The sequence below is a fragment of the Paenibacillus sp. XP01 genome, assembly GCF_057364885.1.
In genome coordinates this window covers 878,449-901,037 of the sequence record NZ_CP139481.1, presented here as the reverse complement: position 1 = coordinate 901,037, position 22,589 = coordinate 878,449, and the positions used below count along the sequence as shown (strand labels likewise).

The window sequence follows — 22,589 nt, the reverse complement described above, 5'->3', positions numbered from 1 at the left end:
AAATATTTTTTAATATTACGATGAAGATCTGACAAGAAAATTTATTCTTCTAAGTGAGGCAAAAATTAAATTACAATTGACTCTAAATCAAGAATGAGGTGTGTATATTTCTTTATCTCTAATTCATCGTAAGCTACAATCTGTAATCTAGGATCCGGAATACTGCATTCTACAATGTGGTAGTGGACCCCAAGTTGCGACGTCTTTATTTTAATGTACACAGGAACTATCTCTATGGTCTTAGGGACACTACTTGAAATTCCGAGAACAGGATATAGTAACTTATGTTTTGCCAACGATTTGTGACTGGTATCGCTCTTTGCTTCAACAACAAACAATGTCTCTTTTCCACCTCTTTTTTCTAGAAACATGGCGTCAATCTCAACTTGACCTTTGTTATGAATAAATATGTCCCTTAGTTGACTATGAGGTCTAAATTGAAAAGTGAATGTCGAGTTGCAACTTGCTGGGGGAAATACTGGTCTTAAATGGTCAACGTCGAGAGCGTAGCTTATTAAACCAGATGAGAATCCTAGATTTACATATGATTTTTCGGTTAAAGACGGCATGATTGAAAAAACTCTTAACTGATCAATATTGACAGTCGGAATATACTCAATTCCTTCTGACTTAAAAATCTCATCATCTTTTAGGAAAAAATCATCCAATTTATTTTGTACTTTAACTAAAGCAAATTGAGTGCCTGTCCCACCTGGTGTTTGCCCTAATCTCATAATCATTGCTGAATTTTCTTTTGCAGATTGATGTAAACGTTCATATGAATCTATCGATATTGCTGCGGGTGTTGCCCCCATCTTAGATATTCCGTTATTTTTCAAATAATCTATGAATGAAATTGGTCCGAAGGTAGCAACCTGCTTGTCTTTTATAGTATTAAAAGCCGGTTCGAAAACGTCACTTATCCCTTGCTGTTTGTTTACAAATTCCATGAATTTCCCCCCTTTTCTTTCCAATATAATATTACACGAAAATAAAAATCGCCGGAATATTTCCGGCGAAAGGGAAGGCTTTGTGTTATGAAAATGAACATACACAAGGAATATCTGCATCTGCTTTAAACAAGAATTTTTCGAAACCTTCCGCTTCCATCACTTCGCGAAATTGTTTCATCGTATAAGACCCACCATTCTTTTTTAGAATGGAAACATCCTTTTGAAGGCTGGCCCTAAACCGCTCTTCCATCTCTTCTTGTTCCCGATAGCGCTCTGGCCAAATCGCGTATAATAGAGCATAATGCTGATAACCTCCACGCACACACCTACCCGCACAGTTCGCGTGGGAAAATCCTTTGATACCATTTCTTAAAACAACTTTTGCATTCTCATTTCCTTCATCCGCTAGCTGCTCAGCAATATTATACATTCGAGGTAACTGGATACCCCATTCGTCACGTATAATCCCCTTGGCGTCTAGATCCTCCCTGAACAAATCGATCAACGGAAAGCGAGTCTCAATAGGTTCCAATGGAAAATGAGCATAAAAATCCTTCAAGTTCTCAGCCCGATGCTTTTCGTGAGGGCCTATCCCAAAATACAAAATGGGTTCTAGGTTCCTTTCATTTCTCAGCTCATCTTCCAAAAAGATAATGGTCTGCCTTACTTTTAACTCTTCTGAGCACTTAGCCAGACGCGCGTTGCCAAGAAATCGTTCGTCGTAGAATACTTCTTCTGGAGTTCTTCCATCGAGTCTCTCCGTAATTTCCAAACCAATATGGTTTGATACTTCCTCCATAAACCGGTAATTGTCTTCATCTTCCCATAAAGTGTTTGTGAAAAACAAAATACAGTTCTCTTTACCGTAGGTTTGCACCATATGATAAGCGACATACGCACTCCCAGCCCCGCCGCTAAACATTGCCACATGTACAACCTTTTTCTCTTGGGTGTCCATCGTATCACTCCGCTTTGACTACGTAATTTTCAAACAACTGATAGATAAGGTACTCAAGTTCTTGCCGCGGCACATTTTTCCCTGCCGCGTTAATCATTCTTTCTAAATTTGAATAGACAGTCGCCGATTTCACAGACAGATCGACCTTATTAATCAATTTCCTACTATTGTTAAGTTGGATTGAGACTACATTTAGGTTGCTTTGTTCAATCTTCTGCTCAGTAAGCTTTAGTTCCTCTAAATCGTGACGTAGTTGTGCAAAGAATAAATCATAAGTGGTATCAGACCAATCCTCCACTTTAACTCCGACGTAATTTCCGAAAAAATGCTCTATCCAAATATCTTCATTATCACTGGAAAGAGAGTTGTGAATTTTTTCTGGCAGCTTATTAATCGAATAAGAACCGTTGTCACGCTGTTCCTCGACCCAATTCTTTAACTCTTTGAAGTCTCTAACCCCTATAACTTGCAACAACTTCTTAGCCAGTTCTTTCTTTAGCAGTACAGTAAAGTTTTCTGCGTATTGCTTAGTGGCTAATAACTTATCCATGTTTTGTTGGTAGAGCATTAATAGCTTTGCGACCGATTGTTGAGGATCTACCTCCGACCTCTTTATGAGATCCCTAAATTCTCCAAACTCTTTATCCACGTTTACCGAAGTTTGCGCAATTTTAGGGAGCGACCGCAGCCATTTCAATAATGTACCGCAAATAAAGATCAGTCTAGATTGGTTGTTTAAGCGCGTTTCAAGCGAATCAGCAAAGCACTTTTCAATACTGTTAAAGAATTCAACATAACTATTATTAATGTGCTCGTATGCGTACTGGTAGTACTCCGCCCCTATATCCACTATGATTTCAAAGAGCGTCTCACCATCGATACCGGGAACAAACATACCGTTGCGATACAACATAAATTCGTTCCAACGATCCCTCAGCAATGCAACAAAAAGAATAGGGATCAATGGCTTCCTAATTCCAAACGGTGGAGCCGAAAACAGTTCAACAATATCTTTGAAGTTACCAGTCGGGTTACTTTCTAAAACCTCGATTAGTCTTAATCTAAGCGTAGCGAAAGATTCATTTCTAATATTAGAGTAGTCTAACTTATTGACATTCTCATCAAGCCTATTATTGTTTTTAAAGATGGCTGCAAACAAAGCATAATCAGGCCCATTGCCTTCAATTCCAAACTGCTGTTTACGTGGATCCTCAATAATTTTTTCAATCAGCTTAATTGCTGCATTTCTTTGTACACCTGTAACCGCGTTCCTATTAAAGGAGTCATTTAAAATCACAGGTGTACACTTGAACAACTCATAACATTTATCGGACAACATTTCCGTAACATCAAGTTCTGAACGTATTGTCACTTGATCTCCTGCAATGTACCAGGCTCTCCCATCTTCGTACGAAGCTATTTCTGATAAATATTGAGAGATTCTATACTTGGTTTCATTGAATAAGATCTCTAATTCTTCCTTAACTCCCTTATCTTCCGCTAGTAAAGTCTTATTCCTTCTCAATGAGTCCAAACCTAGATAATTGTAAACCTCAGGTATTATGTTTATTACAGGTTTGGAGTGGAGGAAGAATAGCGTCCTATCGTTTTCCTGACTCAAATCTCGTAAGACGGGATCTAGTGATTCGTGAGTCTCTACATCTTCCGCTAGAACATAGTAGACTGAAAGATCGGACTGTTGAGTCTCTTGAATCAACTTTCCTTCAATAATTTCTTTCCCATAGACAACTTTTACTGCAGCGAATCTTGTCATTCCCTTGTCATCGTTGTATCGTTCTGGAAAATAAAATCTCTTTACGAGATTATCGTATAGAACTTCAATCTCTTTAGATTGATCTGTTTTTAGCGACTGTTTCTCATGTTCCAACCGTTCGTGCAAATCAACTGAGCTTCCTGCAAATAACTCCCAGTAGTCGTTTACTCTGTTAAACCTAATCACTTTATGTTTGTCTAGTACGGGTAAAATATCCGAGAGTTCATCTTCGTTCAGTTGTGTCGCAAATTGTAAGAATTCAGTGTTGAGCTTCTGTTCGCTTTGTACTGCGCACAAGTTCCAAAGAGTTATGAACTTTACTAAGTTCGTTGCCGATTTTTTATTTAAGAGCTCCTCAGGAAGACGAGCCATCGCTTTTTTATAAAGAAGAATGTGTTCCGAAACATCATCATTCCCAAAATCATTAGAGTCGGGAAAGAAGAAATCAAACAGTTGATGGCCTAAATAATACTCATTGCTTTTGCCTATATGATTTAATAACCCGCCCGTTTCTTGACTTTCTAGAAAAGTAAACAACGTTCTCTCATTTTGTCCGATCACTCGAGTTAAGTGCGGCAGAAGGAAGATCGATACCGGGTGAAGCGGGAACATGCCTCGAACAACCAATTCATCTCGTTCCGTCTGATTAATACTCGGAAAGAGGGGGTACTTTCTCAGCATTTCACGTGTTTTTGTGAAAGCTACATCGCTAATAACTGGCTTCTGATTAATATTCTCCGTCAGTATTAATTCCGAAATTCTGAGAAAGGTGGCTTGGTCACTTTTCACCAAATATTGATTAAATCGCTTCTCAATACGCTGAAATTCTCTGGCCACCTCTTCATTAGAAGCATTGAAGTATGACCTTAAACTTTTATGTGTAATTAATAAAAAATGTATCGAATTTGTTCTGTTTGCCAACTCGGCAAGATCTTGAATATCTTGCATAGACTCATTGAATTTTGTAGCATTCAGGCCCTGCAAAAATCGAGCGAATTCATCATATACAATAAAGATCCCCAAGTTATTTTCTTGTAAAACGGTTGCCAAGTACTCCATCTGCGACAAAAAACTATGATCATAATCGATATCAAACGAAGCACCAGCTGTGAGAAGCGGGTACATTTCCGAAAAATATTTTATTTCGGTTTCGTTCTGCTTTTTTATTTCTTCAAACCATTGATTGAGTTGCTTCCCATCTTGCTCTAACCGTAGACGAAACTTGTCATACGTATCGGGGAAGTCTTTCTCCCATAAAACAATAGATTTAATTATTTTTGCTGCCAGTCCGGGTAATACAATATCAATGCCCTTCTCTTTGAGTTTCTTAACAATGCTAGATATAATCGAATGTCTAAATCTTCCTTCGTTGCCACTCAATAAGATTGGCAGGTAAGGTATCGTTAGTTTACTTGCATCTCTTATCTTTGATGCAACATGGTCGTCGACATGTTCAAGCTTTTCAATTAACGCGTCCACTTCCATAGAACTCGCCATTTTTGAAACAATACTTCCGATAACGTTAGCTAACAACGACTTCCCAGTACCATATGGTCCGATCATAATATGTGATCGGTTAGCCCCTTCAGCGAACCCATCAATGATCCCTTCCATGGCCTCCGCGTGAGAAGGTGTTGGAATATAACGTTTAAATAACTCTGCATCTCCAATATCGAATTTAATGTTAATACTTGACTTGAATGCCATCTCTAGTAGGTCATCCTTTCAAAAGCTCGCCTTTTATATAATCAACAGATGAAATCGCCGGCACTCTAACATAATCCAAATTATTTGTTCTAATGTACTCTATCGGATATTTATCATGGGTGGTTAGACTATTTAGGACTTCGACAACCTTATTACGAGTTAAATTAAATACTCTTCCCCAGAGGTTGTCAGAATTCACAATCTCATCAACACTAATAAGGTGATCCTCTGATATCCGGTCATAGTCGAGTAGAACGTAGTAAAGAGACGAGATACCTATTGTAGAAACTTCAGGAGTGACTTTCCTAATTGTGTCGTCCCGTTCTCCCGAACGTTCGCTTTTCATTAAGGATAATTTGGAGAATGGACAGAACAACACGTCTTCCGGATCATTCACATCAGGTACTTTCGTATAAAATTGGATCAAACAATCTATGTCTCGCTTGAGAGAATTCTGCGACACTTCTTTCACTTCATTTTGGCTAACCCAAGTGGAAAACGAATTAAACAAATCACCCTTACTAACCATCGTTTCTTTGTACTTGTTAAAGTACCAATCGAAAACAGTCGAAAGATCCTTCTTGTTCCTCACCAAATGATAGTGAAGTATGGATAACGATTCGTTTCTCTGAAGAAGTCGATCACTATCGAACAAAATGTCACCAAGTTCGGACAATACATTTACTCGCTGACCCTCTTCTGTTCTTTCTTCAAGAACGTCAAGAGCTAGCAACCAATACTTCAAAGACTCAAGCATGTTTTTGCCTAAGCCAATTGTCTCAAAAGCATATTCTTCAAAAAAGAATCTCTTATTTTGCTTAACAGCCTTCAATCCCTTACTAAACCATTTATCTCTTATATAGAAACTTTGATGTCTAGCATAGACCATATTTATGGATCTTCCCTTCACAAAATACAAAATTACTCCTGGAGAGTTATCTCCAGGAGTAATTATACAATAAAACGCAAGAAAAGGACAACTGAAAAAGAAAACATGTGTTCCCCATTCAATTCACTTCTTCTTTTCTTATTGTAAAATCGCCTTTTTAAATTTGGATTTTCCCTGTAGCTACTCTTAATTCGCCTAAGTATTTCTGTACGCTATAAATTTATTCGAATTTGGTTAATGATTTCTTCAACTCTTTTTAAAAGAAAACTCTTTCGGTTGGTGTAGCATAGCAGTCCAAACTAAACTGATGTTGTTTTTTCTGCAGTACTTTTTCAAGCACGACGCTAACAAAGATTAAATAACAACATTCTTGTTACTCCCAATTTATAAAATCTGGAAAATTAACTGAAATATCATGCAATATTTTCGCGAATCTCGATTCACGATTTTTAATATGTATCACCAATGTATCAATAGCTCTCGTTGCAGGAATCAAAATCCACTGATGTACCCACTCCAAAGCTTTTTCTTCTTCACTAAACAAAGCTAAACTTTGTTGTCCTTCAAGATCATCTTTATAAGTGTTTAATTTATATTCAAAAAACTCATCCATTTCCATACAAACAACAATCCATCCCTCCAATCCTCGAGATGAATCATATTGCAAAACCCTATGTTCTTCAACTTTGCTAGGATAGTCTGATCGTAGATCTGAAGAAGTTCCATCCCAAATCTCGATCCCCATAGTATTCCATGAATCCTTTAAACTAAAATGACTAACCATCTTGGTATATTCTATTCCCCGTCTTTTAAAGACAATTTTCTTTTTGGCTATTAAACTTGGAGGAACCAAAAACATCATCTCATATGGTTTATTACCGTCTATTTCACACTGCTTCATCAACTGCTCATGGTGAACTTTGTCGTAGTCAGTTGTAATAATTCGTACTTTTCCACCAGGCAAATCGGGTGATGGCTCGACGTCCCAGTTTAATCCAAAGTGATCTGAATATGCTCTAACGAAGCTACATAAATTCGCTTTTTGTCTGAGAGATTTTCGCTGACCTTTTGCATTTATGTGGTGTTCAATATTACGAGTCCATTGAGTACGGCGAATCCCGCGTACTAACTGCTCAACTCCATCAGCCACAATAAACTTATCGGTATTAAATATAGTAAATAGGATCTTCTTTTCATCTTCGGGCCAATCTTGAGCTTCATATATAAAGATGTAATCCCAATCCACCTGATCTTGTTGTTTCTTCATTAATTTTTGTACATCTACCTCAGTCACTAGTCCTTCTCTTATATATGTTATAAGTTCGGCCTTTAATCGATCATATTCTTTTAGGAAGAATTGTTCTTCGAATTTTAGTAACTCTTTTTCTAGTTGATCTTTATTTTTTGAACTCAGCTCATTCACTAAATGTTCTTTGTAATCTTTTAGAGCTTCATTTAATGAGGTTTTATATACACCAAATCCAACAAGTAAATCATATATAAATGAATGCACAGTTTTTACTTCAATTGTTGCTGCAGCAATGTCAGTTTTAATACCTGCAAGTGCAATTAATCTTCTGATGTCTGAAACCAATGCCTTATTATAGGTTAGTATCAGACATCGATGATCTTTCTCACAAAGTTCATATGCAATATGTAACAGTTCAATAGTCTTTCCAGTTCGAGCTCTACCGCGTATGACTACAAGTTTACTACCAATCGCTTGTGCATACTGTTGGTCTTTTAAAAGAGTTTTAGTCATACGTTCAAGGCGGATCCTCGTTGGTTGCCCAACTGCAGTACGTGAAGTAGAAAAAAAAGAAACTAATTTAGGTAGTTCATCCACAAAATTTCCCTGTCTGCCAAAAGCAGAGAACAAATAGTAGCCTCTATACAGACTAGGAGGCCAGTCTACACATGCTAATTGTAACATATCTTCAAATGTGAGGTTGGACCATAAAAAATTGTGGGGTAATGAAACTTGATTTGATTTTTCTACGTTTCTAAACCAGATAAAGTTACTAATATGAGGTATTCTTTTCAACCCTACCTTTTCTTGAAAGTAGTTTTTCAATGAATATTTCTGTCCTTCTGATTGATATGTGGCATCATGAAGTTTTCCTTTGTATTTAACTAAGGCTCTTCCTCCTTGAAATGACACGAACCCTGGAGGATGATCCTTTACCTCGATACAGAAACAAAAATTATTAAAATAAACCTTTTTTTAATTTCTTTGTTATCGCCGATTTCCTTTGACCGAATAATCCTTTTGAATCCTTTCTCAAACTGTCCAACAACAACCAGATCGATATCCTTTATTTTTTAACCAAAACAAGTAAGGCCTGAAACAATTAATATCTTCCCTTTCTCAAATGGTTTAGTATCTCTCCGAATGATTTCCGCTAGTTGCTGAGCAGCTTGGTATTCAGCACTTGTTTGTTCTCCGTAAATTTCTATCTCCATAAAGATACTCCTTCATAAAAGGTTTAATTATAAATCGTTCAGATTCTGCCCCAGTAGACTAGGATAAATTTCTTTACCTAAAATTGAATAGGCATCCAAGCTCTGCAGCAATACCAACACTGCAAAATTCTGATGCTTATTGACTCTCTGAGCTTTTTGTATTCAGTTCGAGATGTTTTACTTCATTTTAAAATCTATCACTGAATTTGAAAATCAGAAATATTCTTACTTAGAATGAAATTCTATATCATATTATTCTATCCTTCCAAAGGGGCGTTATCAAAACATAGACCCGATATTTTACCATAAGAAGAATTAAAAAGATTGAGTGTCTACAAAGCATCCGTTCCATTGAGCACATAAATCCTTGACCATTTTGAGCCAGGTTGAGAGAATAGCAGAACCTCTCATGAAATTAATAAAGACGCGAGCGAGCTCGCGTCCCCATTTCGTTCCTAACTCAATTATTCACTTACTCCAAATACTGCTTAACCAACACCGCCACACTCTCCACATGCACCGTATGCGGGAACATATCCACCGGCTGCACCTCAAGCGTCCGATACCCACCGTCCTCCAGTACGCGCAAGTCGCGGGCCAGCGTGCTCGGATTACAGCTCACGTACACCACGCGTTCCGGCTGCATTTGCAGGATCGTATCCAACAAACGCGGATCGCAGCCTTTGCGCGGCGGGTCGACGACGATGACGTCGGCTTCGATGCCTTGCTCTTTCCAGCGCGGAATGACGTCCTCGGAGGCGCCCACCTCGAAGGTGACGTTGCGCATGTCGTTCAGGCGGGCATTGCTGCGTGCATCCTCGATCGCTTCGGGAACAATCTCAACGCCGTACACTTGATCCGCATGCTGCGCCAGGAACAGGGAGATCGTACCGATGCCGCAGTACGCGTCAATGACGGTCTCTTTGCCGGTCAACTCGGCATATTCTACCGTTTTGCCGTAGAGCACTTCGGTCTGCACCGGGTTGACTTGGTAGAACGAGCGTGCGGAAATGGCGAACTGCACGTCGCCGATATAATCATAGATCACGTCACGGCCCCACAGGACGCGGGTTTCGTCGCCGAAGATGACGTTGGTCTGTTTTTTGTTGATGTTCTGGCAAATGCTCGCGACTTGCGGCAAAGCTTCGCGAATGCTGCCGATCCATTCGTCCCGATGCGGGATGTCGCGTCCGTTGGTGACCAACACCAGCATCATCTCGCCTGTGCGGAATGCCTTTTTGACCACGACATGACGCAGCAGTCCGCGGCCTGTCTCCTCGTTGTATGCACTGATGCCGAGATGGCTGCCGATTTCCTTCACCTTGGCAACCACTTCATCGTTGTGCTCATGCTGGATCAGGCACGCTTCCATATCGATAATGCGGTGACTGCCACGGGCATAGAAACCGCCCACAAGGCCGCCTTCCACCGCACCCATAGGCACCTGTGCCTTGTTGCGGTACCGCCAAGGTTCCTCCATGCCGAGCGTCGGCAGCACGCGAATGCCTGGCCCGCTTTCACTCTCGCTGTCAGCGCCATCTCCCTCAGCGAGCACGTCCAGTTTGCCGATCCGCTGCAAATTGTCGATGACGAGCTGGCGCTTCCATGCCAGCTGTCCGTCATAGCTCATATGCTGAAGCTGACAGCCGCCGCATTGATCGTAGATCGGGCACGGAGCGGCGATGCGATCCGCGCTGGTTTTCACGATCTCCAGCAGTTTGGCGTAGCCGTACTGCTTTTTGGTTTTGAGCACCTTTACGCGCACGGTTTCGCCCGGAAGCGCACCTTGCACGAAAAGCGTGTACCCGTTCGCGCGGCCTACGCCTTCGCCGTCATGGTTCATGCCGATGATGTCAATGACGGTCTCTTCATTTTTGCTCACAGGCAGCCCTTCGATCGGAGCGCTCCGCGCGCCCCCCTTCGGACGAACGGCAGAAAGAGATGCGCCTTGTGGCCGCACCTCCTTCGTTTGCTGGCGTGTAGTCTGACGAGATGTTTTCTGCGGCTGGCGGGACGCTGCTGCGCTTCCTTTACCTTGCGGGCCAGCCGAATTCCGGCGGCTTTTTCCACGACCGCTGCGGTTACTGTTTGACAACGTACATTCACTTCTTTCTATCCATATATGACCCTGCCTGTGTAGGCAAAGGGATTCTATCATTACTATTCCAGCGACAACTTAAGGCAATTCCCAACGCAAATCTCACGTCCTCGAATTGTAACGAACCTGACACACCTTATTCACGCTTAAAACAATCTTCTGAAATTCTAACGAACCTCAGACACGTTATTCCGCTTCACAACCGTGTTTTCGAGTCATTTCCGCCTGAATAGCGACGCAGATGTTCGTTAGAGCTGCAGCAACGTCGTTTTCGCCAAAATAAGGCTTCCTAGATTCGTTAGCCGTCCACGGCTGCCTTGAACGAGACTAAGCCTACTCCATTTCTCCTGCCACGCATACCCCATACATTCATCAATGTATACATCATGCGTCTTCACACGCACTTCATGCTTACTCTCACGCAAATCTCGTGCGCACTTCATGAGCACTCACTCATATATCTTGCATATTACGCTTGCGCGGCACCATGAGATTATACGCGATCCTTGCCACACGCGGCAACTGAAAAAGCACGCTGGCACCTACCATCCTCCATAACTATCCTTTGCATCCTCTACAAGCGACATTCGCACCACGGTCCCGCCTGCACCTTTCCACCCTACAACCGACTCCGCCACTACCCTGTCCCCTATCCCCAAGCTTGTTAGACCGAATTAGGGTTAGATGCGGCATAATGCCATTGCCAGTATAGATACGGTGGCGGCGGGAGGTAAATATAATCTTAAGGAGGCCAACACCTTTACCGATACAGCATCAGATGATGGCGCAGGTTCGAGAAGGTCGCTGGCAGCGTGCCGCCAAGCTCACCGTCCAGGTTAAGCTGCACGTATCCCGGCGATGTCACTTCCATATAATCTGTCTGAAAATGCACGACCTTTTTATCGTGCAGATGTTCCCCGCGCAGCGCCAGCGTCACGAGACGGATCATGTCTGCCAGGTTGCATTTGCGAATAGCGATCACATCCAGCAGCCCGTCGTCGATCGTCGCTCCCGGGGCCAGCTTCTCGAAGCCGCCCACGGAGTTCGTGTTGGTAATGAGGAACAGCATGAACTCGTCATGCAGATCCTCCTGCCCTTCAGCGCGGATGTAGAGCTCCTGGGGCGACAGGCTCGCCATTTTCTCGATGCCCTTCATGTAGTAGGCCAGCTGCCCGATCATCGTTTTCAAGCGGCTAGGTACCTCGTAGGTCAGTTCCGTCAACGATCCGCCGCCGGCGATATTGATAAAATACCTGTCGTTGGCCTTGCCCAAATCGAGCGGACGCGTCTGCTGGTTGACCACCAGATCGACATAGTCTTCCCACTGCCTCGGAATGCCCAGCGCACGCGCAAAATCGTTCGTCGTCCCGAGCGGAAACACCCCGAGCGGCGGCCGGTTCTCGCGTTCGGCCATGCCGTTGATGACCTCGTACAGCGTTCCGTCCCCACCTGCGGCAATGATCATGTCATACCCGCGTTCGACGGCCAGCGCCGCTTCCCGGGTCGCATCCCCTTCGCCTGTCGTCGCATGGCACGAGGCTTCGATGCCGCCTTCATCCAGACGCTGCAAAATGTCTGCCAGACGTTTCTTCATTTCCTCCCGGCCGGAGGTCGGATTGTATATTAATCGAGCTCTTTTCATTCCATACGCCACCTATTCCACATAATCCATGAAGCTGATCCCAGCCTCATCGTTATCATCACGAGCTTCCGTACCTTCGCATATTTTACGAAACAACACATTTCCGTTTATGCCGTTCGAATATATATCATTCTTTTTATATCTATGCACAAGGAATTCCATCTGATTCCAAAGCCAATATGTTATATCATATCATCAAATGTTAAGATGTCCTAGCCTTTCAAGGCTCCGTCTCCCTGCGTTATCCGATATGTATCTCCACACCATAAACCTTCTTCCAGCCCGATGAATCAGGCCGTACCGTCCTTTTTGAAAACCTTCAATCAATCATCCATTCTGCCCGCTCGTCAGCGATTTAACCTGAGCCCCCGGTCTTATTTACGTTAAATTTAAAATACCACCCGTCTCCATTGACATATCGTTGCTATGATTTCGGTAGAAATACAGTATCTTACATTATAACGCAGAATGAAGGAGCGATGTGCATGAAAAAAATAACGCTGCTGCTTCTTGCGGCCATGATGGCCGCCTTCACCGTAATCCCTTCCGCATCCGCAGCCGTGATCGGCCACGACCAGGTCGTCGGCTTTGCGGAAGTGACGCCGATAACCGTCACGCAGCAGGCAGCCAAGCGCTTTCAGCCCTATCTGAAGGTGTATCATGGCTGCGTGCCCTTCCCTGCAGTCGATGCAGCAGGCAACACCAGCGGCGGATTGCAAACCAGCGGCGCATCCAATGGGCAGTGCAGCCAAAGCACCGGGCAAGTATACTCCCGCTCGGCTTGGTACAACGGCGTCTGGGCCATCATGTATGCCTGGTACTTCCCCAAAGATTCGCCTTCTCCCGGCCTTGGCCATCGACATGATTGGGAAGGCATCGTCGTCTGGGTAGACAATCCCGCCGTTCCCGAACCGAAGGTCCTGTCCATCGCATATTCGGGCCACGGCCAATTCACAAACGTTGCACCAAGCAGCACCAGCATGAGCGGCAGCAGCCCCCTGATCACGTATAACAGCACTTGGCCCATTAACCACGAGTTGGGCGTGGACGGTACCATTGGCGGAAAGCAGCCGCTAATCGGCTGGGACGACCTGACCCCCGCAGCGAGAGATGCACTGAACACTACCGACTTCGGCAGCGCCAACGTGCCCATGAATGACAGCAATTTCGTGAACAACCTGGCCAAAGCCTGGTTCAAGTGACTCATTCGCCGCCGAAGCGCGCCATACTGAGCACAAGGAAAATCCCTGCCTTTGAGAAGGACAGGGATTTTCCTTGTGTATGCGTATATCGTAAAAAAACTTTTTTCCATGTCGCCTGCGAAACAAAAAGCTTGCCATTCATTCGATCATTCATTCATTCATTCATTCATTGAGCCATCATGTCTCCCGATGCTCCTGGCATCGTTGCAGCAAAATCCCAATCTGGCGTTCCAGCCACCCGCCAAGCAGCGGATGCGGCAGCAGCGTCTCTCCGCTGTATGCGCAGTCCAGCCCTTTAAGCCGATTGGGAATCGCCTTCATCGTAAAATAACCGGCGCTCAAAAACAGCGGCGCCACAATGACGCGGCATCCCCGCTCCTCGCTCCAGTACTTTGCCTTGGCGTGCACGCTGTCCGGATTAAGCAAAGCAACATCCGCATGCGCTACGCCGCTGATATCCCTTACCCGCCCAGCGAGCGAGGAGATTCCTTCTTCCCAGCGCTGGCGGAATCCGTCATGCACGCTCCCATGTCCGACAAGCAGGATCGTTTCCTCCTGCGGGTGCCGGGACAACGGCTTTACTTTGTCCCATACCATGACGGCGATGTCGGGATCGCTATCGACCGGATAACCGAAATGTACCCTTGCCGAGACCCGAAACGGCTCCAGATCGGTTTCCCGCTCCGGCGCCGGCTTGGCGCCGATGGCATACTCGATCTCATCTACATGCGTGCTGCCCGACGACACAAACAGGGGAACAACCAACAGATCCGTTGCCCCGGCTGCCTCCAGTCGGTCGATACCGTCCTGGATCAATCGTCCTTCCACCAGTTCAAGAAAACCGGCTTCAACAGGCAGCGCCGCAGGCAGCTGCAGCCGGGAGATCGCCTCATCGACGGATTCCACCCAGCTCTGTTCCTGTGAACCGTGGCTGATGATGAGAACGCCCGGTTTCATCGTCTTAGCGTCCCAAACGTTCCAGCGTCATCTTGTAACCGTCGTTGCCGTAATTCAGGCAGCGCTTTACGCGCGAGATCGTTGCCGTGCTCGCGCCTGTCTCTGCTTCGATTTGGTTATACGTGTTCCCTTTGCCAAGCATGCGCGCCACTTCCAGCCGCTGGGACATGGATTGAATTTCGTTTACGGTGCAGAGGTCGTCAAAGAAGACGTAGCACTCCTCGATATCCTTCAACGTCAAAATCGCTTCGAATAGTTGTTCAATACTTTTATCATTTAGCTTCTTCAGCTGCATTTTATTATCATCCCCTAGCGGTTACTGTGTACCTTCATTGTACTCAGCATGAGTTGGTATTTCAAGCGTTAACGATTTCACGCACTACAGAGAAAAAATACATGTTATCGCTTACAAACATACAAATGTCCACTCTCAGTGGACATACAAGGCCATAGGCGGGATTTCGCCCTTTTTTGGCCCATTTATTCCCGATGAATTATGTAGGATTTCATCCATCCTATTTGTTACAATTTTGTGTCAAAACTGCTCTTCCGGCGCTTTTCTCCCTGTGGCGCTTCATGCGCCCAAATCCGCAAATATCCCGTTTCTCGGGGTATCCGCCTACGCCGTCTCTCCGCGAATGACATACATTGTAGCAAAAGGGAGTTCCGCATCGACAGTCCCCTTGGTCTCTTGGGGCCAAGGAGCCGGAACGCAATTTCAAAATCCATAACAGAAGGAACGTGATCATGTATGCCACAGCATTATTATCACCGTCCGCCAGCGCCACGGCAGCGTCCGTCTTCCAAGCATCATCGGGCGAATACCTCCGCTTACGCGCCGGCGCAGCGTGCGTTGACCGATGGCGAGACCCAGTCCATGTATCCGGGTGTCGAACCCCAATTTTCATTCGGCCAAGCGGAAGCATCAAGCATCGTGCCTTATGGGCAGAACGCGCCGGGAGAATCGTTTTACGGTGGCGGCTCCGGATCTTCCGGCCCTGCGGTACCCGTGCAAAACTCTTCGGCTTCCGGCAGCACCGGATTTTCGCTGGCCAACCTTGGCGAGCTCAAAGGAATGATTGACCGCTTCGGCGGGATCGACGGCATCATAAGCGGCATTGGCAAAATGCAAAAAGTCGTCGGCAGCATTCAGCAGATGGCCCCGATGGTGAAGCTGTTCATGGGCATGCTTCCCTTCGGCAAGAGCAAAACCACCAACGGCAGTTCCGCCGCGGAAAAAGATTACGAAGACTACACATCGCCCCGCCGTCGCAAGCGCAAATCGGGCAAGAAATCATCGGGCACCACGCGCCGGCAGAAATCGAATCCCGCTAAACGTCGTCCCAAGAGCAGCAAACGTTAACGACAATACCAAGGCATCTCTCTTTCCTGGAAAGGGGATGCCTTTTGCTGCACGGACCTCGCCAGCTCGCCTCCCCCAATCCATCCTATCCCAACAAAAAAGGAACTGACGTTCTCATTTCTCCGATTTTAGGTTATACTGGATGGTAAGCAAAAGGAGGCGGCCCATGGAACTATTCAAAGACAAATACACCCCTGCCCTGATTGAACGGACAGGCATGCTGCTCAAGCAGTTTGCCCCGGCATTGGACCAGCATCGCTTCCGCGATCTGGTATTCGCCGAAGGATGGGACGAATTGGAATTCAAGGGGCGCATTCGGCGCGTTGCCCTGTCCATGACCGAAGTGCTGCCGGGCGACTATGCCGAGGCGCTGCATGTGCTCGAACAGGCAGCCCCCCGTTTGCGCGGCGTGGAATGCCTGTTCGTGCCGGATTTCATCGAAGTCAACGGGCTTGCGCCCGAGCATTACGAACTGTCCATGGAATATCTTGCGACATTCACACCCTATTCCAGTTCGGAGTTCGCGGTGCGCCCGTTTATCGAGAAGTACCCCGAAGAAACGCTCAAACGCATGCTGGAATGGACGAGCAGTGCCGACGAGCATGTTCGCAGGCTCGCCAGCGAGGGCAGCCGGCCTCGCCTGCCTTGGGGCTCCAAATTGCGATCGCTCATCGCCGATCCGACACCTGCCCTGCCTATTCTGAACGCTCTGAAGCAGGACGAATCGTTATACGTTCGCAAAAGCGTCGCCAATCACCTGAACGACATTTCGAAGGACCATCCGGACCTTGTTCTCGCTTTGGCCGCCGACTGGCACGGGAAGCATCCGCATACGGATTGGATCGTCCGGCATGCCTGCCGTTCCCTGTTGAAGAAGGGCCACCCCAAAGCGCTGGCCCTCTTCGGTTACCATGAGCAGGAAGCCGTTCGCATCGAACAGCTGCAGCTTGCCAAGGACAGCATCGCCGTGGGGGATGAGCTTCATTTCTCCTTTCATGTATTGAATGATAGCGGACAGCCCCAGATGCTGCGCATCGAATATGAGATCGGTTATATGAAAGCAAACGGCAAACAGGCGCCCAAGCGCTTCAAATGTTCGGACAAAAGTTACTCGTCTGGAAAAACCCGCGTGGCCACCAAACAATCGTTCAAGGTTATTACAACACGGGTCTACTATCCCGGCGAACATACCTTAACGATCCTCGTTAATGGACAGCCCGCTGCTTCGACCACGTTTACCTTGGGCGAATAATGTGGTACAGTAATCGTTCGTCCAAAAACGGCTCAACCGCGACAAATCCAGACGACAAAAAAGACATCTTCGTCTATGAAGATGTCTTTCTCGCGCCGGAGCAGGCAACACTCCGTTTATTTATCAACACTGCATATCTTTGAGGAACGTTTCGAATTGTCCACATGTGGATATTCATTTGAACCAGCCGCGCTTCACAAACCAGGCCACCATGCTTCCGCCAAGCACAAACATCAGCAGCATGACGGCACCATACCCATATTTCCATTGCAGCTCAGGCATATAGGCAAAATTCATGCCATAAATCCCGGCAATCAGCGTCAATGGCATGAAAATGGTCGTAATGACCGTGAGTGTTTTCATGATGGCGTTCATCCGGTTGGAATTCAGCGATATGTAGCTGTCACGCAAGTCTGCCGTCATTTCCCGATCTGCCTCGATCATGTCGGTCAGCTTGAGCAAATGGTCATAGATATCGGTAAAATACGCGGTATGCTCACCCGTTCGCTGCACATGCTGGGAGTTGACCACCCGGTAGAGCAAGTCGCGCATGGGTACGATCGTTCGTCTGAGCTTCAGCAGGCGGCTGCGCAGGTCGAACACCTGGTTCATCAGTTCTTCCACCGATTCCTGTCCGCCCCGGTTTTCCAGTTCGGCCAGTTCGTCTTCGATGGCAAACAGGGACGGAAAATAATGATCCACCAGTTTGTCCATCACGGTATACGCCGCTGCAACCGGCCCCCGTGCCCATATGGTGCGTTCGTGGGCATGCTGCAAAATCCGCTGCCATGCTTCATCGACTTCCTTCAGCTCGCCGTGGTGATAGGAGACCAGAAAATTGGAGCCCAAAAACAGATCCACTTCCTCGGCCTCGAGCGTCTGCGGATTCAGCGCATGCAATACCAAAAACTGCAGGTTATCGTAATAATCGAGCTTGGGTCTTTGCAGCACATGCAAGCAATCCTCGATCGCCAGCGGATGGAAATGAAAATAGGTATCCAGCAAAAGGCTCTCCTCTTCCGTCGGCTTGCTGAAATCGGCCCAGACCCAGGCGTAGTCTTCCAGTATAAGGTCTGTGAGGGGCTGATTAACGGAGACCTGGTGTTCCCGCGTAATGGCGAGTGTACGAATCATGCTGATCACGTCCTTATTCATAGGCTTGACGTTATTTTACAACGTGAACGGCCGCACGTCCCGTGCGAAACCAAAACAAAAAAAGCCAACCCTGTTGGCTTCTCTCATTTCTATCCACAGCGTCCTGTATCCACAGGATCTATTTGCTTTTGGTTTATCATTCCACGGATGGCTATCCACATATCCAGCCTGTCCACACGTTCATGCACAGGCGTTCGTTTTTTTTGATGAAAAATTGTCCACATATCCCGATATTCACACGGTTATGAACAGCCGCTCCGCGGCATGCGGAAATTTTTGTTCACAGCTTCTACCTTTAAAGGACGTCGAAAATGATCCAGTACAACAATCCTGCAAGGAGGCCCGAGATCGGGATGGTGATGAACCATGTTACGACAATGCGCCCGGCCACGCCCCATTTGACCGCAGAGAAACGCTTCGCGGAACCTACGCCAAGAATGGCCGACGTAATCGCATGCGTCGTACTTACCGGCAGGTGCAGCAAAGTTGCGGTGAAAATAACGGAAGCGGCAGACAAATCGGCAGCAAAACCGTTGATCGGCTCAATTTTGAAAATTTTCGTTCCCATCGTTTTGATGATTTTCCATCCCCCGATGGACGTACCCAAGGCCATGGCGGTAGCTGCAGAAATTTTGACCCAAAGCGGAACCTCCAGGTGATCCTGGACTTTGGCAGCCACGAGTGCAAATGTGATAATCCCCATCGCTTTCTGTGCATCGTTTGTACCATGGGTGAACGACTGCAATGCAGCCGTGAAAATCTGAACCGTACGGAAACCTTTGTTCACCGTATGCGGACTGCGTCTGGCAAAAATGTATTTAAGGATAATCATGACCACGTAACCGATCGCGAACGCGATCAGCGGCGAAAGAATCAAACCTCCGACAATATCGATAAAACCGCTCCATTTGACCTTGTCCGATCCCGCTCCCACCAATACCGCGCCGGCAAGCGCACCGATCAGTGCATGGGATGAAGAGGACGGAATGCCGAACCACCAGGTCACGAGGTTCCAGATGATCGCGGCGATCAAGGTGGCGATGACGACTTCGATCCCGTTGTCCAGCTTCGTGGGGTCGGTCACGCTTCCCCCGATCGTCTTCGCCACGCCGGTGAACATCATCGCCCCGACAAAGTTCATCACGGCCGCGAGAAGAATCGCGCGTCTTGGCGTGAGCGCCCGCGTGGACACCGACGTTGCAATGGCATTCGCCGTGTCGTGGAACCCGTTGATGAAGTCAAAAGCCAGCGCAAGGAAGACGACTATACCTAATACCAAAATCGTTGTTTCCATGTTCTATGGCTCCTTAAGAATTACGCATGATAATGGATTCCAGCATATTCGCTACGTCTTCGCAAGCATCCGTCGTCGTCTCAAGACGCTCGTAGATTTCCTTGCGTTTGATCAACTCGATCGGATCGGATACCGTGGCAAACAGGTGTTTAATGCACATGCGCAATACTTCGTCGCCTTGGTTCTCCAGGTCGTTGATGCGGATCGTATACTCGCGGATCGCCAGCAATTTTTTCTGGGACAGCAAATGAACGGCCTTTTGGATTTCATACGCAGATTGGCGCAAAATTTCCGCAAACTGTACGATGAATTCGTCCGGCTCGGTCAGCTGGTACATATAGAAACGGGAAGCCGTTGCTTCAAGCCCGTCCAATACGTCATCAAGGGTTGTTGTCAGTTCCATGATGTCATCACGCTCGATCGGCGTAATGAATGTTTTGTTGAGCTCCATAATGATGGTATGCACGTAGTCGTCACATTTGGACTCGTATTTCTTCATTTCATTGGTAAACAGAGTCACATCCTGAAGGTTGGAAACATGCTGGGAGAAGTAGTCAGCCGCTTGTACGACAGTATCCGCCATATTCTCCAATGTTTCGAAAAATATATCCTTCTTCTTTAACTTCATCGTTCTATCCCCTTTACGAGAAAATGCTGATAACCTTGAAACATGAAATGACAACCTTTGCTATCTTATCATATTTGTTTCACGGTTTGTACAAAACCTGCGATCCTTTTTTATATTCTTATCACACATTTCTGAAATGAATCTTAATAATATGGAAAGAGTGGAAAAATGATGTTCACATTTTACACTGCGTTTACACTTCTCCACCCAAAGTCATTATTTTACATTATTCGACATTATATTTTTCGACATTGCGATACGGTTTTTCTATTGTTTCACTTGAACGTGTCCTGCAAAATCAGGCGAATTCGGCACGATGGAGATGAACGTTTTCCCCGGGATCAAATTGGCTTCTTTTCCATTATAAATAAAACGAATAATATCCCCTGACTTTCTGACCCACTGACCCTGAATCATTTTTCCTTTTTGGAACAACATCGCTTCGCCGCCCTGATCCACGTCGACGGACAATCTGCCCACGCTATCGAGCACTTTGTGATCGGCGCCCGCCACGATGATATTGGCAGCACCGAGCTGCTCGCCGTTATCCTGATCCACATCGGCCTTCCCGTTGACCAGTCTCATATATCGTCCGCTAACTTCATCATATTCATACGTCACGCGGTAACTATCGAGCAAATATTTCACGTCAAACGCCGCTGCTTCTTCGCCCGCAGCCGTAGAGCCTTCTTCATTGTAGAGGTAAACCGGAGATAGGCTGTCATGGTCATACCCTTTTTTCTGCAGGCCTTCCCTTAGCTTGTCCGAGGAAGTGTACAGGTTGTGCGGGGCTTTGCGATCGGAAGAACGCCAGAAATAGGGGCCCCCGTTCGAAATTTCGTCCATATGCTGCTTTTGCTGCTTCTGCAAAATGGAATACGCCTCCGGACTGCCGCCTGCATGAATCAGCACTCCGTCATAACTCTCCCCCAGCTCGATCAGATACGGACGTATGCTGCGCACGGGTCCCACGGTTTCATCTGCGCCTTCGCTTTGAAAAATGGCGATATACCGCGTAATTCCGCCTTCTGCAAGCACTTCCATGATAATGTCGGCGGAGCTAAGCCCGGATTGGGGACGAGCGGCCGGCGCATTGTTGATCATAACGGCCAGCGGGCGGCGGGTAATCGCTTCGTCGCTGGGCAACCCCGTCAATGGTGCCTTGAACTTCGCCGCTGGCTCCTCTTCCGGCACCTGTTCTTCCTGAACGGGAGCAGGCACCGGCTCCGGCGTCGGCTGCGCAAGCTCCTTGTTTTGGCAGGCGGACAGACTCAAGGCGACAATGAGCAGCGACGCGGCTGTTCTGCTTTTATTCCATTTCCATAACTTCAATCGATGGTCCCTCCCGATGGTTTGAAATATGGCTTCCATTTCCGGGTGCTCCAATCTCGATGCGGATCGCCATTACCACGTATTTCTTTCCATTTAATCACAGACGGCCCGGTTTGTCTTCGCTTTAGGCGGGATTGTCTACCCTTGAATCTTTGAAATGAAACGCAGGAAACGAACAACAATGTGGATAAAATGTGAACTAAAACGTCCTTACTTAAAATTTGAATTAGATTGTGATTTTAATCACAAACAAAATGACGTTGGAACTATACAATAAAGACATCAAAGGTGATCACTTTAGAGAAACCAAAAAACAAAAAAATTCAATACATCCCATTGAAGGAGTGGTTTATATGTTCAGCTTCAACGTATGGCTTAGAGAGAATAAAGTGGCAATGTGGATTTTGACGGTGCTTCGGGTTTACATCGGTTACGACTGGATGACCCACGGTTGGGAAAAATTGACCGGCGGATTCGCTGCAGGCGGGTTCCTGCAAGGCGCTTTGGAAAAAACAACGGGTGACCATCCCGCAGTGCAAGCTTGGTGGGGAACGTTCCTTGAGAAATTCGCGATTCCGAATGCAGGATTGTTCGACTTCCTGATCCCGCTCGGTGAATTCCTCGTCGGTGTCGGCCTCATCCTCGGATGCTTCACAACGCTGGCAGCGCTGATGGGAATGGTCATGAACTTCGCGTTCCTCTTCTCGGGCACCGTGAGCACGAACGCCCAATTGGTACTGATGGAAATCTTCCTGGTTGTCGCTGGCGCAAATGCTGGTAAAATCGGCCTGGATCGTTGGGTACTGCCTTACCTCCGCGGATTGTTCACTCGCAACAAAGGTCCAAAAGATACACCAACCATAAGCAGCGCACAAAAAACAGCGTAACTCATAAATAATACGGAAGTCCTGCTCCAATTCGG

At 46.3% G+C, this 22,589-nt stretch carries 20 protein-coding genes; 4 read left to right on the top strand and 16 right to left on the bottom strand.

Translation table 11 applies throughout. The features are described 5' to 3' along the window. Positions 1-65: 65 nt before the first annotated feature. The 9 genes from SNR34_RS04175 to SNR34_RS04135 all read right to left on the bottom strand — a co-directional run bounded on the left by SNR34_RS04175 (position 66) and on the right by SNR34_RS04135 (position 12,484). Complete coding sequence (locus SNR34_RS04175; RefSeq protein WP_486181205.1) at positions 66-950, bottom strand: DUF6997 domain-containing protein; 885 nt, start codon at positions 948-950, stop codon at positions 66-68. Between the two features lie 85 nt (positions 951-1,035). After that, positions 1,036-1,911: a hypothetical protein gene (locus tag SNR34_RS04170; protein ID WP_486181204.1), complete on the bottom strand. Its 876-nt coding sequence runs from the start codon at positions 1,909-1,911 to the stop codon at positions 1,036-1,038. 4 nt (positions 1,912-1,915) lie between these two features. Further along, the gene (locus SNR34_RS04165; RefSeq protein ID WP_486181203.1) at positions 1,916-5,392 is read right to left on the bottom strand and encodes a hypothetical protein; all 3,477 of its coding nucleotides are present in this window, start codon (positions 5,390-5,392) and stop codon (positions 1,916-1,918) included. Positions 5,393-5,402: 10 nt separating this feature from the next. Next, the gene (locus tag SNR34_RS04160) at positions 5,403-6,281 is read right to left on the bottom strand and encodes a DUF4007 family protein (protein WP_486181202.1); all 879 of its coding nucleotides are present in this window, start codon (positions 6,279-6,281) and stop codon (positions 5,403-5,405) included. Positions 6,282-6,654: 373 nt separating this feature from the next. Then, entirely contained in the window at positions 6,655-8,442 is a 1,788-nt protein-coding gene (locus SNR34_RS04155) for a hypothetical protein (RefSeq protein ID WP_486181201.1), read from the bottom strand. A gap of 161 nt (positions 8,443-8,603) precedes the next feature. Beyond that, positions 8,604-8,744, bottom strand: coding sequence for a hypothetical protein (locus SNR34_RS04150; RefSeq protein ID WP_486181200.1), 141 nt, complete (start codon positions 8,742-8,744; stop codon positions 8,604-8,606). 472 nt (positions 8,745-9,216) lie between these two features. Then, positions 9,217-10,839 carry a 23S rRNA (uracil(1939)-C(5))-methyltransferase RlmD gene (rlmD, locus tag SNR34_RS04145; RefSeq protein WP_486181199.1) on the bottom strand — a complete coding sequence of 541 codons (1,623 nt, stop codon included), beginning with the start codon at positions 10,837-10,839 and terminating at the stop codon, positions 9,217-9,219. Positions 10,840-11,090: 251 nt separating this feature from the next. Next, entirely contained in the window at positions 11,091-11,285 is a 195-nt protein-coding gene (locus SNR34_RS04140; protein WP_486181198.1) for a hypothetical protein, read from the bottom strand. Positions 11,286-11,602: 317 nt separating this feature from the next. Beyond that, complete coding sequence (locus SNR34_RS04135) at positions 11,603-12,484, bottom strand: diacylglycerol kinase (RefSeq protein WP_236420639.1); 882 nt, start codon at positions 12,482-12,484, stop codon at positions 11,603-11,605. A gap of 485 nt (positions 12,485-12,969) precedes the next feature. On the opposite strand from SNR34_RS04135, the gene SNR34_RS04130 reads away from it, so the two are divergent. Continuing rightward, entirely contained in the window at positions 12,970-13,686 is a 717-nt protein-coding gene (locus tag SNR34_RS04130) for an NPP1 family protein (RefSeq protein ID WP_339276085.1), read from the top strand. A gap of 1 nt (position 13,687) precedes the next feature. On the opposite strand, the gene SNR34_RS04125 is transcribed toward SNR34_RS04130, so the two are convergent. Genes SNR34_RS04125 through SNR34_RS04115 form a run of 3 tightly spaced genes read right to left on the bottom strand, consistent with a single transcriptional unit; the run spans position 13,688 to position 14,938 of the window. Beyond that, entirely contained in the window at positions 13,688-13,840 is a 153-nt protein-coding gene (locus SNR34_RS04125; RefSeq protein WP_486181197.1) for a hypothetical protein, read from the bottom strand. A gap of 23 nt (positions 13,841-13,863) precedes the next feature. Further along, positions 13,864-14,643 carry a sirohydrochlorin chelatase gene (locus SNR34_RS04120; protein WP_339276082.1) on the bottom strand — a complete coding sequence of 260 codons (780 nt, stop codon included), beginning with the start codon at positions 14,641-14,643 and terminating at the stop codon, positions 13,864-13,866. Between the two features lie 4 nt (positions 14,644-14,647). Next, complete coding sequence (locus SNR34_RS04115) at positions 14,648-14,938, bottom strand: YerC/YecD family TrpR-related protein (protein WP_017690665.1); 291 nt, start codon at positions 14,936-14,938, stop codon at positions 14,648-14,650. Between the two features lie 456 nt (positions 14,939-15,394). Here SNR34_RS04115 and SNR34_RS04110 point away from each other — a divergent pair, with 456 nt between their 5' ends. Continuing rightward, positions 15,395-16,006 carry a tyrosine protein kinase gene (locus tag SNR34_RS04110; protein WP_343262201.1) on the top strand — a complete coding sequence of 204 codons (612 nt, stop codon included), beginning with the start codon at positions 15,395-15,397 and terminating at the stop codon, positions 16,004-16,006. A 166-nt stretch (positions 16,007-16,172) separates the two neighbouring features. Further along, entirely contained in the window at positions 16,173-17,258 is a 1,086-nt protein-coding gene (locus SNR34_RS04105; protein ID WP_236420636.1) for a DNA alkylation repair protein, read from the top strand. A 174-nt stretch (positions 17,259-17,432) separates the two neighbouring features. Here the strand turns inward: SNR34_RS04105 and corA are convergent, their stop codons facing one another. From corA to SNR34_RS04085, 4 genes are all read right to left on the bottom strand, one after another. After that, positions 17,433-18,392 carry a magnesium/cobalt transporter CorA gene (gene corA / locus SNR34_RS04100; RefSeq protein ID WP_236420635.1) on the bottom strand — a complete coding sequence of 320 codons (960 nt, stop codon included), beginning with the start codon at positions 18,390-18,392 and terminating at the stop codon, positions 17,433-17,435. Positions 18,393-18,708: 316 nt separating this feature from the next. Continuing rightward, positions 18,709-19,707: an inorganic phosphate transporter gene (locus SNR34_RS04095; RefSeq protein ID WP_236420634.1), complete on the bottom strand. Its 999-nt coding sequence runs from the start codon at positions 19,705-19,707 to the stop codon at positions 18,709-18,711. A 13-nt stretch (positions 19,708-19,720) separates the two neighbouring features. Then, positions 19,721-20,335 (bottom strand): DUF47 domain-containing protein, encoded by a 615-nt coding sequence (locus tag SNR34_RS04090; protein ID WP_236420633.1) that lies wholly within the window; start codon positions 20,333-20,335, stop codon positions 19,721-19,723. Positions 20,336-20,602: 267 nt separating this feature from the next. Further along, positions 20,603-21,667: a DUF3048 domain-containing protein gene (locus SNR34_RS04085; RefSeq protein ID WP_486181196.1), complete on the bottom strand. Its 1,065-nt coding sequence runs from the start codon at positions 21,665-21,667 to the stop codon at positions 20,603-20,605. Between the two features lie 353 nt (positions 21,668-22,020). Here SNR34_RS04085 and SNR34_RS04080 point away from each other — a divergent pair, with 353 nt between their 5' ends. Further along, positions 22,021-22,554, top strand: a complete 534-nt coding sequence (locus SNR34_RS04080) for a DoxX family protein (protein WP_236420631.1) — start codon at positions 22,021-22,023, stop codon at positions 22,552-22,554. Positions 22,555-22,589 lie beyond the last annotated feature (35 nt).

Coding starts and splice junctions, on each gene's coding strand:
- SNR34_RS04175 (WP_486181205.1), bottom strand. CDS start 950: ATGGAATTTGTAAACAAACAGCAAGGGATAAGTGACGTTTTCGAACCG.
- SNR34_RS04170 (WP_486181204.1), bottom strand. CDS start 1,911: ATGGACACCCAAGAGAAAAAGGTTGTACATGTGGCAATGTTTAGCGGC.
- SNR34_RS04165 (WP_486181203.1), bottom strand. CDS start 5,392: ATGGCATTCAAGTCAAGTATTAACATTAAATTCGATATTGGAGATGCA.
- SNR34_RS04160 (WP_486181202.1), bottom strand. CDS start 6,281: ATGGTCTATGCTAGACATCAAAGTTTCTATATAAGAGATAAATGGTTT.
- SNR34_RS04150 (WP_486181200.1), bottom strand. CDS start 8,744: ATGGAGATAGAAATTTACGGAGAACAAACAAGTGCTGAATACCAAGCT.
- SNR34_RS04140 (WP_486181198.1), bottom strand. CDS start 11,285: ATGAAGTGCGCACGAGATTTGCGTGAGAGTAAGCATGAAGTGCGTGTG.
- SNR34_RS04135 (WP_236420639.1), bottom strand. CDS start 12,484: ATGAAAAGAGCTCGATTAATATACAATCCGACCTCCGGCCGGGAGGAA.
- SNR34_RS04130 (WP_339276085.1), top strand. CDS start 12,970: ATGAAAAAAATAACGCTGCTGCTTCTTGCGGCCATGATGGCCGCCTTC.
- SNR34_RS04125 (WP_486181197.1), bottom strand. CDS start 13,840: ATGAATGATCGAATGAATGGCAAGCTTTTTGTTTCGCAGGCGACATGG.
- SNR34_RS04120 (WP_339276082.1), bottom strand. CDS start 14,643: ATGAAACCGGGCGTTCTCATCATCAGCCACGGTTCACAGGAACAGAGC.
- SNR34_RS04115 (WP_017690665.1), bottom strand. CDS start 14,938: ATGCAGCTGAAGAAGCTAAATGATAAAAGTATTGAACAACTATTCGAA.
- SNR34_RS04110 (WP_343262201.1), top strand. CDS start 15,395: ATGCCACAGCATTATTATCACCGTCCGCCAGCGCCACGGCAGCGTCCG.
- SNR34_RS04105 (WP_236420636.1), top strand. CDS start 16,173: ATGGAACTATTCAAAGACAAATACACCCCTGCCCTGATTGAACGGACA.
- corA (WP_236420635.1), bottom strand. CDS start 18,392: ATGATTCGTACACTCGCCATTACGCGGGAACACCAGGTCTCCGTTAAT.
- SNR34_RS04095 (WP_236420634.1), bottom strand. CDS start 19,707: ATGGAAACAACGATTTTGGTATTAGGTATAGTCGTCTTCCTTGCGCTG.
- SNR34_RS04090 (WP_236420633.1), bottom strand. CDS start 20,335: ATGAAGTTAAAGAAGAAGGATATATTTTTCGAAACATTGGAGAATATG.
- SNR34_RS04080 (WP_236420631.1), top strand. CDS start 22,021: ATGTTCAGCTTCAACGTATGGCTTAGAGAGAATAAAGTGGCAATGTGG.